11 protein-coding genes are annotated in these 10,001 nt (G+C 73.8%); 1 reads left to right on the top strand and 10 read right to left on the bottom strand.

Features of this window, described 5'->3' with window-relative positions; genetic code table 11:
• Nucleotides 1-86 precede the first annotated feature (86 nt).
• From ACFWOG_RS36010 to ACFWOG_RS35965, 10 genes are all read right to left on the bottom strand, one after another.
• Entirely contained in the window at nucleotides 87-1,475 is a 1,389-nt protein-coding gene (locus tag ACFWOG_RS36010) for an ABC transporter substrate-binding protein (RefSeq protein ID WP_380363564.1), read from the bottom strand.
• 227 nt (nucleotides 1,476-1,702) lie between these two features.
• Nucleotides 1,703-2,932 carry a cytochrome P450 gene (locus ACFWOG_RS36005; protein WP_329950000.1) on the bottom strand — a complete coding sequence of 410 codons (1,230 nt, stop codon included), beginning with the start codon at nucleotides 2,930-2,932 and terminating at the stop codon, nucleotides 1,703-1,705.
• A 47-nt stretch (nucleotides 2,933-2,979) separates the two neighbouring features.
• A complete protein-coding gene (locus ACFWOG_RS36000) occupies nucleotides 2,980-4,227 on the bottom strand; it encodes a cytochrome P450 (RefSeq protein ID WP_329882591.1) in 1,248 nt (415 codons plus the stop codon).
• Nucleotides 4,224-4,943 (bottom strand): ATP/GTP-binding protein, encoded by a 720-nt coding sequence (locus ACFWOG_RS35995; protein ID WP_380363561.1) that lies wholly within the window; start codon nucleotides 4,941-4,943, stop codon nucleotides 4,224-4,226. The genes ACFWOG_RS36000 and ACFWOG_RS35995 overlap by 4 nt, the downstream gene beginning before the upstream one ends.
• Nucleotides 4,924-5,313: a DUF742 domain-containing protein gene (locus ACFWOG_RS35990; protein ID WP_329882589.1), complete on the bottom strand. Its 390-nt coding sequence runs from the start codon at nucleotides 5,311-5,313 to the stop codon at nucleotides 4,924-4,926. Before ACFWOG_RS35990 ends, ACFWOG_RS35995 begins: the two co-directional genes overlap by 20 nt.
• Nucleotides 5,310-5,765: a roadblock/LC7 domain-containing protein gene (locus tag ACFWOG_RS35985; RefSeq protein ID WP_329882588.1), complete on the bottom strand. Its 456-nt coding sequence runs from the start codon at nucleotides 5,763-5,765 to the stop codon at nucleotides 5,310-5,312. The genes ACFWOG_RS35990 and ACFWOG_RS35985 overlap by 4 nt, the downstream gene beginning before the upstream one ends.
• Nucleotides 5,765-7,504 carry an ATP-binding protein gene (locus tag ACFWOG_RS35980; RefSeq protein WP_380363558.1) on the bottom strand — a complete coding sequence of 580 codons (1,740 nt, stop codon included), beginning with the start codon at nucleotides 7,502-7,504 and terminating at the stop codon, nucleotides 5,765-5,767. Before ACFWOG_RS35980 ends, ACFWOG_RS35985 begins: the two co-directional genes overlap by 1 nt.
• Before the next feature lie 223 nt (nucleotides 7,505-7,727).
• Nucleotides 7,728-8,291, bottom strand: coding sequence for a Clp protease N-terminal domain-containing protein (locus ACFWOG_RS35975; RefSeq protein WP_380363556.1), 564 nt, complete (start codon nucleotides 8,289-8,291; stop codon nucleotides 7,728-7,730).
• Between the two features lie 3 nt (nucleotides 8,292-8,294).
• Complete coding sequence (locus ACFWOG_RS35970; protein WP_329882585.1) at nucleotides 8,295-8,531, bottom strand: RNA polymerase subunit sigma-70; 237 nt, start codon at nucleotides 8,529-8,531, stop codon at nucleotides 8,295-8,297.
• A gap of 178 nt (nucleotides 8,532-8,709) precedes the next feature.
• Nucleotides 8,710-9,387 (bottom strand): nitroreductase family protein, encoded by a 678-nt coding sequence (locus ACFWOG_RS35965; RefSeq protein ID WP_329882584.1) that lies wholly within the window; start codon nucleotides 9,385-9,387, stop codon nucleotides 8,710-8,712.
• Nucleotides 9,388-9,455: 68 nt separating this feature from the next.
• Here ACFWOG_RS35965 and ACFWOG_RS35960 point away from each other — a divergent pair, with 68 nt between their 5' ends.
• Nucleotides 9,456-9,851, top strand: a complete 396-nt coding sequence (locus ACFWOG_RS35960) for a winged helix-turn-helix transcriptional regulator (RefSeq protein WP_380363553.1) — start codon at nucleotides 9,456-9,458, stop codon at nucleotides 9,849-9,851.
• Nucleotides 9,852-10,001: the final 150 nt, after the last annotated feature.

Here is a 10,001-nt window from a genome sequence, read left to right as displayed (position 1 = left end):
CCCGCCCCGCCCTCGACGGGCGGTCCTCCGACAGCGCCCGGACCGCGGCCCGCCGCCGGACGGCGGCACCGCGGCCCGGGCGACGGCTACTGCGGCCAGGCGGCGTCGATGTCGGCGGCGGTCTTCTGGATCGACTGGCCCTCGGCGAACCAGGCGGTGAGCGACTTCCACTCCTGCCCGGCGCCGACCGCGGCCGGCATCAGGTCCGAGCCGTCGAAGCGGAAGGTCGCCGCCGGGTCGGTCAGCGCGTCGGCGGAGAGCCGGTCGATCGGGTCGGTGTACAGGCCCTTGTCCACGCCCTGGTTGGCGGAGACCCAGCCGGTGGCCGTCCTCACCCGGCTGCTCGCCCACTCCGCGCTGGACAGGTAGTTCTGCACCGCCTGCACCTCGGGCCGGCTCGCGAACGCGGTGAGGAACTCCCCGCCGCCCTCGACCGGGTTGGGCACCGAGGGGTTCACCGCCGGCAGCCGGAAGGCGAAGATGTCACCGTCCGGACCGATCGTCGCCTCCTTGGGCCACTGCGCCTTGTAGAACGAGGCCTGCTGGAGCAGGAAGCACTTGCCGGTCAGGATCGGCGCGCCCGCGTCCTGGAAGGTGGTGGTCGCGATCGACTTCACGTCACCGTACCCACCGTTGACCCAGGCCGGGTTCTGCATCCAGTCGGCGACGGTCTTCATGGCCGCGGCGATCTTCGGGTCGGAGAACTTCACCTGGTGGCTGACCCACTGGTCGTACACCTCGCCGCCGTACGAGCCGAGCACCACCTCCTCCAGCCAGTCAGTGGCGGGCCAGCCGGTCGCCGTCCCGGAGCCGATGCCGCCGCACCACGGCTTGCCGCCGCCGGCCTTGGCGATCCGGTCGCTGAGCGCCATCAGGTCGGCCCAGGTCTTCGGGACCTCGTAGCCGGCCTGTTTGAACGACTTCGGCGAGTACCAGACCAGGGACTTCATGTTGGCGCTCATCGGCGCGGCGTAGAAGGTGCCGTTGACCGAGCCGTAGGTCTTCCAGACCGGGCTCCACTTCGCCTGGTTCTCCACGGTCTGCTGCGGCGGCTTGGCCACCTTGCCGCTCTTGACCATCTGCGCCAGCAGGCCGGGCTGCGGGATGATCGCGAAGTCCGGGGCGTTGCCGCCGCTCACCCGGACGGGCAGCTGCGACTCGAAGTCGTTGGTGCCCTCGTAGCTGATCCGGATGCCGGTACAGGAGCCGAACTCCGCCCAGGACTTCTCCAGGTTGTCCGACTCGGGGCTGAGGATCGACGCGAAGACCGTCACGGTCTTGCCCGAGTGTCCGGCGTACGGCTGGTACTTGGCACAGTCACCGGACAGGGTCTTGGCCCCGCCGTCGGCATCGCCGTCCGAACCACCGGAGCTGTTGGAACAGGCCGCGGTCAGCGCCACCGCGGCCAGCAGCGCCGGCAGGGCGAGCAGACGGCGGCGGGCACGCGTGGACGGCACGGTCGGGGTGGGGGTCAATGCGGTCCTCCTCGCCAGGGCGTGAAACGCTCGGCAAAACGACAGAACGACATTGCGCTGTACCGGAGATCGAGTTTCGGCATGGACGCGGCGGACGGCCGATCTGATGACGTTAACGCAGCCGCCACGTGCCGCCAAGGTGCGCGTACCGTCTTCACCACCACGTGCCCCAGTTGTGACCCTGCCACGCCGTCCGCGCGCCCGGCCGTCCCGCACCCGACGACACGTCAGAACAGCCTGACCGGAAGCTCCTTGAGTGCGTTCACCACCAGCGAGCCGCTGGGCCGCAGCTCCTCGTCCGGCACCGCCGGCGCCAGCCCCGGGAACCGCTCGAACAGCGCCGGAAGCGCGATCCCCGCCTCCAGCCGGGCCAGCGGCGAACCCGGGCACACGTGCGGGCCGTGGCCGAAGGACAGGTGCCGGATCGGGTCCCGGGTGACGTCGAACAGCTCCGCCGTCGCCCCGTGCTGGAGCGGGTCCCGGCCGATCGCGTTGTACGAGATCAGCACCGGGTCCCCCTGGGGGATCACCGCGTCGCCCACCGGAACGTCCTCGGCGGCGAAACGGAACAGGAAGTTGCTGGTCGGCGGCGTCCAGCGGAGCGACTCCTCCACCACCGCGTCCCACCCGACCTGCCCCGCCCGCACCAGCTCCAGCTGGTCCGGGTGCGCCAGCAGCGCCCGGACCGCGTTGCCGATGAGGTTGACCGTGGTCTCGTGGCCGGCCGCGATGATCACCCGCAGGGTGGCCGCCGCCTCCGCGTCGGTCAGCGCCCCGCCCTCGGTGTCCGCCAGCAGAAGCGCGCTGGCCAGGTCGTCGCCGGGCGCCGAACGACGCCGCGCCACCAGGTCGTTGACGAAGGCGTTGAGGCTCGCGACGGTCGCCTGGATGCCCCCCGGGTCGGGCCGGGCACCGAAGAACCGCTCGTACAGGTCCCGCAGGTGGGCGTGGTCGGACTCGGGCACACCCAGCAGCGAGCAGATCACCGTCATCGGGAGCGGGAAGGCGAACGCCGACTTGAGGTCCACCACGGGGTCCCCCGCCGCCAGCGTGTCCAGCAGGCCCCGGGTGATCGCCTCGACCTGCGGGCGCATCAGCTCCACCCGACGCGGCGTGAACGCCTGCGCCACCAGCACACGCAGCCGCCGGTGCTCGGCACCGTCGGTGGTCACCATGCTCGGACCGGGCACGGCCAGACCGATCAGCGGCCAGGTCTTCGGCACCTCGCCGCGCTGGAGAGCCGCCCAGTGCCGGGCGTCCTTGACCAGCCGGGCGTCGGTCAGCAGGTCACGGGCGGCCGCGTGCCGGGTGACCGCCCAGGCGGCGACGCCACCGGGCAGCACCACCGGAACCGCCGGGCCGGCGGCCCGCAGCAACGCGCCCTCGGCGGCGTTGTCGCGCGCCAGCGGGTCGAGGACGATCGGGGCGGGGACGATCGGGGCGGGGGCTGCGGTCATCGGTGACAACTCTCCTTCGGTCCTGGTCCTGCTCACGACGGCGGGCCTCAGCCCGCGTACCCCGGGGTGTACGACACCGGGAGGGCCACCAGCCCGCGCACCCACGCCGACGGGCGCCACACCAGCGCGTGCTCGGCCACCGCCAGCCGCAGGTCCGGCAGCCGGTCCAGCAGGACCTCGACCGCCGTCGTCGCGATCACCTCCGCCGCCTCCTGCGCCGGGAACGGGCAGCCGTGCTCGCCGTACGAGTAGCTCAGGTACGCCCGGTTGCCCTCGGCCGGACGGCCGTCGGCCTGCCGCACCGACGGGTCCGCGTTGGCCCCCGCGAAGCCCAGCAGCAGCATGTCCCCGGCGGCGATCCGCTGCCCGCCGAGCCGGGTGTCCCGGGTCGCCCAGCGCCCGGCGAAGATCTGCGTCGGACTGTCCTCCCAGAGCGCCTCGTTCAGCGCCTGGCTGATGCTGCGCCGGCCGCCGGAGAGGGAGGCGGCGAACCGCTCGTCGGTCAGCATCAGCCGCATCGCGTTGGAGATCCAGTACGAGGTGGGCTGGTGGCCGGCGATCAACAGCACCCGCAGGTCCCGCATGACCTCCTCGTGGTCCAGGCCCGCCGGGTGCGCCAGCATCCGCGAGGCGACGTCGTCGCCCGGGTGCCCGGCCTTCTCCTCCACCAGGTCGAGCATGGTGGCGAGCAGCCGCTGCGCGCCGGCCGGCGCGTCCGGGCCTCCGTCCAGCATGGCCAGCACCCCCTCGATCAGGACGGGCGCCTGCTCCTCGCTCAGCCCGAGCACCCGGCAGAGCACCAGCAGCGGCAGCCGGTGCGCGTACTCGGCGACCAGATCGGCCTCGCCGCGCCCGGCGAACCCGTCGATCAGCCGGTCGGCGAGCTCCTCGCAGTGCTTGCGCAGCTCGTACGGGTCGACGGCGGCCAGCGCGTCCGTGACCGCGCGGGAGCGGCGGACGTGCTCCTCGCCCTCGGCGTACAGGATCGACGGCACCGGGGCCATCATCGGCTTGAGCGGCCAGTCCGCCGGAACGCCCGCCCAGCCGGTCCAGCGGGTGGAGTCCCGGCCGAACAGCTGCGGCTGACCGGTCACCAGCTGCAGTTCGCGGTACCCGATCACCAACCAGGCCGGAACGCCGCCGGCCAGCTCGACCGGGGCGACCGGGCCGTGCGCGGCCCGCAGCTCACGGTAGAGCTGGGCCGGGTCGGTCTGGAAGCGCGGCCCGTACAGCGGCGTGGCGGCGCCGGCGTGCGCGGGGCAGCCCGGCGGCGGGGTGACGGCGGGCTCGGTCACGGGGTGCTCTCCTCATAGACGGTGGCGGTGGCGGCGACGAGGGTGCCCGCCGCCTCGGCCTCGGCCCGGGCGGCCAGGTGGCGGACCAGCTCGATCAGCACCCGCTTGCCGGACTCCCGGTCGCGGGCGTCGCAGTCCACCAGCGGCACCTCGGGCGGCAGGTCGAGCGCCTCCCGGACCTGCTCCAGGGTGTGGGTCGGCTCGCCGAAGTTGTTGCGGGCGACGATGAAGGGCGTGCCGTGGTGCTCCAGCCGGTCGATGGCGTACCAGGAGTCGGCCAGCCGCCGGGTGTCCACCAGGACGACCGCGCCGAGGGCGCCGCTGAACAGCCGGTCCCAGAGGAACCAGAACCGCTCCTGGCCCGGCGCGCCGAACAGGTACAGCACCTGGCTGGCGGAGAGCGTGATCCGGCCGAAGTCGAACGCGACCGTGGTGGACCGCTTGCCCCAGGCGCCCGAGGGGTCGTCGATCCCCTCGCCCGCCTTGGTCATGGTCTCCTCGGTGTTCAGTGGGCGGATCTCGCTGACCGAGCCGACCAGCGTGGTCTTGCCCACGCCGAAGCCACCCACCACGACGATCTTGAACGCGTTGTCGGCGGTGCGGCGCAGCGGGGTCCGGTGGGCCGGCCGGGTGTCGGGGGCCGCCTCCGGGGACGGGGACGGGGCACCGTCCGGGGTGGTGGCGGTGTCCGGGGCTTCAGAGCCGTTGGAGTCCATGCAACACCTGCTTCAGCGTGTCGAGATCGGGCAGCCGGGCCTTGTTCGGCGCGAACCGGGGGTGGCGGGCGGTGATCGACCCCGCCTCCAGCAGGTCGCCGAGCAGGATCTTCACCACCGAGACCGGGAGGGCCAGCTCGGCCGCGACCTCCACCACGGCGGTCGGCGCCCCGCACATCCGCAGGATGCGCGCGTGCTCCGACTGCATGCCCGGCGCCGGCTCTCGCTCGGCGACGATCAGGGTGACCAGGTCGAAGGCGTTCTCCGGGGCCCGGCTGCGACCGCGGGTGATGGTGTACAGGCGGTCCGGTTCGTCGTCCCGGCCCGGCAGGGCCGGCCGCCCGTCGGTGCTCCCCCCGCGCTCGCTCATGCCCGGGCACCCTCACCGGTCACGACGTCCCCCGACCCGCCGTCCGGCCGGGCGTCGTCCCGGGCCGGGGCGCTGAGGTGGGCGCCGATCTGCTCGATCAGGCCGTGCATGTTGTGGCCGACCACGCCCACGTCCGCGTCCTCGTCGGTGACCACCGCCAGGTGAGCGCCCTCACCGGCGGCCACGATGCAGAGGATGCCGCCGTGGAACTCGGTCATCGACTGCCGCACGCCGCCGCTGCCGTCGCCGAACTCGATGGACGCGCCGTGCGCCAGGCTCTGCAGCCCGGAGGCGATGGCGGCCAGTTGGTCGGCCCGGTCGGCGTTCAGCCCGGAGGTGTGGCAGAGCTTGAGGCCGTCGGCGGAGAGCACCAGGGCGTGCCGGGTGCCGGGAGTGGCGGTCAGCAGGTTTTCCAACAGCCAGTCGAGGTCGCGGTCGGTGGCGCTGCTCATCAGGAGTCCTTCTCGGTGACGGGGGAAGCGTCGGACGTGGTCGGGTCCGGGGTCGGGTCCGTGGTCGGCACGTCGGTGCCCGCGGCCTGCTGGGCGGCCCGGCGGAACGCGCCGAACCGGGCGGCGGCGGTCGCCGTGCCGGTGCGGGCGGGCCGCTCGGCGGGCTCGGCCGGCGGGGCGGCCGAGGTCAGCGTCTGACCGCGGCGGCGCTGCGGAAGGCCGCTGTCGGTGACCGGCGCCGGGACGTGCACCGACCGCGACTCCGGGGCCTGCGCCCGGTCCGGAGTCCGGTCCGAAGTCCGGTCCGCCACCCGGGCCGACGGGGTCTGGGTAACGGGAGCGGGAGCGGCCAGTGCCGGAGCGGCCAGTGCGGGAGCGGTGAGCGCGGGGGTGAGCGCGGGGCGCGGGCCGGCCGGCACGATCTGCTCGGATGCGACGGGCGCCGGGGCGGGCTCCGGCGCGGCGTGCGTGACGAGCTGCTGCGGGATCAGCATCACCACCCCGGTACCGCCGCGCGCCGAGGGCCGGAAGGAGATCTGCAACCCGTACTTGCGGGCCAGCACACCGACGACCGCGAGGCCGATCCTGGTCCCCGCGGACAGCGTGGCGAGGTCGAGCGGCTCGGCCGAGACGGCCCGCTCGGCCCGGCGCAGCCAGCTGTCGCCGAGCCCCAGGCCGCTGTCCTCGACGGTGATCGCCAGACCGGCCGGGACCTCCTCGACGTAGACGTGCACCTCGGCCGGCGGGGCGGAGAAGGTGGTGGCGTTGTCCATCAGCTCGGCCAGCGCGTGCATCACGCCCTCGGCGGCGAACCCGGCCACGGCGGCCGTGCTCGCGTTGTGCAGCCGGACCCGCTGGTAGGCGCCGATCCGGCCGAGCGCGCCGCGCAGCACCGACTCCACCGCGATCGGCTTCGCCCAGCGGCGGCCCGAACGGGCGCCGGTGAGCACCGCGATGCCGTCCGCCATCCGGCCGGCCTGCGCGGTGGAGTGGTCCAACCGGAGCAGGTCGCCGAGGACCTCCTCGTCGTGCCGGTGCTGCATCTCGCGCAGCTCCGCGTGCATGCTCGTGGCCAGTGCCTGGACCCGGCCGGCGGCGGTCGCGCAGACCGCCAGGGCGGCGGCCCGCAGCCGCTCGCCCCGGCCGATCTCCTCCGCGACGGCGCGCAGCAGCGGGTACTGGGGGTGGTCGCGGTGCGCGGCCAGTGCGCCGTCCACGGACGTGCCGGTCCGCAGCCGCTTCGCCACCTCGGGGAGCACCTCGTCGGCCAGCCGGTCCAGCGCCGCCCGCTCGGCCCGCTCCGTCTCGGCCTCGGCCCGCGCGAGGGCGAGTTCCTCCCGGGCGGTGGCGGCGTCCGCCTCGGCGCGCGCCTGCTCGGCGAGGGCCTCGTCCCGCTCGGTCTCCCGGAGCGCTGCCAGCTGCAGGGCGGCCGTCCTGGCCTGCCTGGCCGCATCGGCGACCACGAGCGCCGCCGTGGCCGCGTCGTCGTGCCCGGCCAGTTCCTCGCCCAGTCTGCGGGCCCGCTCGGTGGCGGTTCCCGCCTGCCAGACCGCGATCAGCCACAGTGCGGCGACCGCGCACACGGCGGCGGCGGTCTGCGGCTGCCCGGCGTCCATCGCCCGCAGCACCCCCACCGGTCCGGCCACCGCCGCCAGCAGGGCGGCGGCCGCCATCAGGGCCTTGGTACGCGCGGCGGGCCGTCGGCGCGGACCACCGTCGGGGCTGGTGCGATCTGTCATCGGTGCGGTGTCCTCGGCAGCGGGGAGGGGCGAATGCGCGACCGCCCGGCCGACGTCGCGAAACGTCTCCGGGCGGGTGATTCGGTACACGCAGTCGGCCGATCATATCCATTCAGACGATGTGCTCAACCGACAAGTTGACGGTCCGTCTCGTCCACGAACGCTCCGTACACCGCGCCACACCCGAGCCGTCCACCTGGCTCACCGCACCGTCACTCCGCGCTCACTCCAACCCCACTTCCACCGCCCGCCGCACGGCCACCGGATCGAGCCCGTGGGCGGCGATCACCCGGGCCCCGAGCCCCTCGCCCTCCCGCACCACCCCGAGCAGCAGGTGCCCCACCGCGATGTGACCGGACTTCAGCCGCAGCGACTCGCGCAACGACAGCTCGATCGCCTTCCGCGCCCGCGCGCCGAACGGCCTGCGCCCCGCCCGACCGTCCGACCGGAACCACCCGCGCCGGCGCGACCCGCCCTCCGGCGGCGCGTCCAGGGCGCCCGCCCCGAACACCGACTCCACCGCCTCCCGGACGGCGTCCAGGTCCACCCCGATCGAGGCCAGCGCCTGCGCGTCGTCCCCCTCCCCGAGGAGCCGCCGGACGGCTCGTCGCGCCTCCTCGTGATCCAGCCCGGCCTCGATCAGCACGCGCGCCGCGGGGTCCTCCGGCTCGGTCAGGACCGCCAGCAGCAAGTGCTCCGTGCCGACGTGGCCGTGCCGGAGCTCCGCGGACTCCTGCCCCGCCCGGCCGACCACCCGCCGGGCCCCTTCGGTGAATCGTTCGAACATGGCTCAATCCCCGTCCTTCACGTCGACCGTCCCGCGCTTCGCGTACTTCTTGTGCACCGCTTGCCTGGTCACCCCCAGACACACCGCGATCTCCTGCCAGGACCACCCCCGCTCGCGCGCGTTCCCCACCTGGAGTCCCTCCAGCCGGTCCGCCAGCTCCCGCAGGGCACGGACCGCCCGCAACCCCACGGCCGGATCCCTGCTGCTCGCCGCAGCGGCGAGCTCTCCGCTCTCGCTCATGATGTCAACCTAGGTTGACACTCGCCCGGCGTCAACCCTGGTTGACAAAGAGAACCGAAGAGGCGGGGCGGGGACACGATGTCCCCGCCCCGCCTTCAGCCCTGACCTCACCCGCGAGGCGCCCGAACACTCCGGTGCAGGACCTGCACCCGGCATGGGACCACTCCCGGCGCGGGGCCTACTCCCGGCGTTCGGCGCTCCCCGCCCCGTCGGCCCCGTACGCCTCGCGGAAGACGGTGCGCTCCCGGGCACGCCGGCCCGGATGGCGCCGCTCCTCCGCCGGATAGCCGACCGACACCAACAGGGCGATGGCCAGGTCGTCACGGTCGTCGATCCCGATCACCTTCTTCACCTTCGCCTCGTCCCAGCCGTTCATGGGCGACGTCGCCAGGCCCAGCTCCGTGGCGGCGAGCATCACGAAGGACGCCGCGATCATGGCGTCCTTGACCGCGTACTCCCGGAGCAGCCCCCGCCGGTCGAGATCCTCCTGGAACACCCGGGCCGCGGCGGAGAACATCGCGGCGAACTCCTCGCTCCACGCTCCGCTGCGCCGCGCCTGCTCGTAGACGTCGCCGTGGTCCTCGCGCCAGGACTGGGGTTCGGCGACGAAGACCAGGACGACCGGAGCCTCTTGCGGCTGGGGCTGGCCCCCCGTGGCCCGGGCCAGCCCGGCACGGCCCTCGCCCCCGGACACCGCGACGATCGACCGGTCCTGCAGGTTCCAGCTGGTGGGGGCCTCGACGGCGAGATCGAGAAGCGCGTCGAGCGCCGCCTCCGGGATCGGGTCGGGCCGGTAGTGGCGGACGGTGCGGCGGGTGCGGATCGCTTCCGCGACGGACATCGTGGGACTCGTCATGTCACTCACTATTGGAGAGTCGCTCTCCACGGGGAAGAGGGCACTATTTAGTGCGTTACTCTCCCCGCATGAAGACCACTGTGGAGTCGTCCGGGCTGCCCGCCGACGTCTACTCCGCGAAGTGCCCGACCCGTCAGGTCCTCGATCACATCTCCGGCAAGTGGACCGTTCTGGTCGTGGACGCCCTCCTCGAAGGCACCCTGCGGTACACCGAACTGAGTCGGCGCATCGAGGGCGTGTCGCAGAAGATGCTCACGCAGACCCTGCGCGTCCTCGAAGCCGACGGGTTCGTCGCCCGCACCGTGTACCCCACCGTGCCGCCCCGGGTCGAATACGACCTGACGGAGCTCGGCCGCAGCCTCGCGGAGCCGATCACCGCGCTCCGGCAGTGGACGGAGGCCCATATCAACGAGATCGAGCAGGCCCGGGCCCGGGCCGCTCCGGCAGCCGGGAAGGCCCTCTGAGCAGGTGCGGTGCGTGCCACCCGCCCGGCGGGGGCGGGGAGTCGGCACTCCCCGGCTCCCCGCTCCGACCGGACGAACCACGCCCGGCGGGTGCCTGGTTCACGGGCACCGACCGCGCGTGAGGGAGGGGCGCCGGCCCTGGGCCGGCGC

This window comes from Kitasatospora sp. NPDC058406, assembly GCF_042722765.1.
In the GTDB taxonomy this organism is placed as follows: domain Bacteria; phylum Actinomycetota; class Actinomycetes; order Streptomycetales; family Streptomycetaceae; genus Kitasatospora.
The sequence above is the reverse complement of the archived record's forward strand: the minus strand, read 5'-3'. Positions and strand labels throughout refer to the sequence as shown.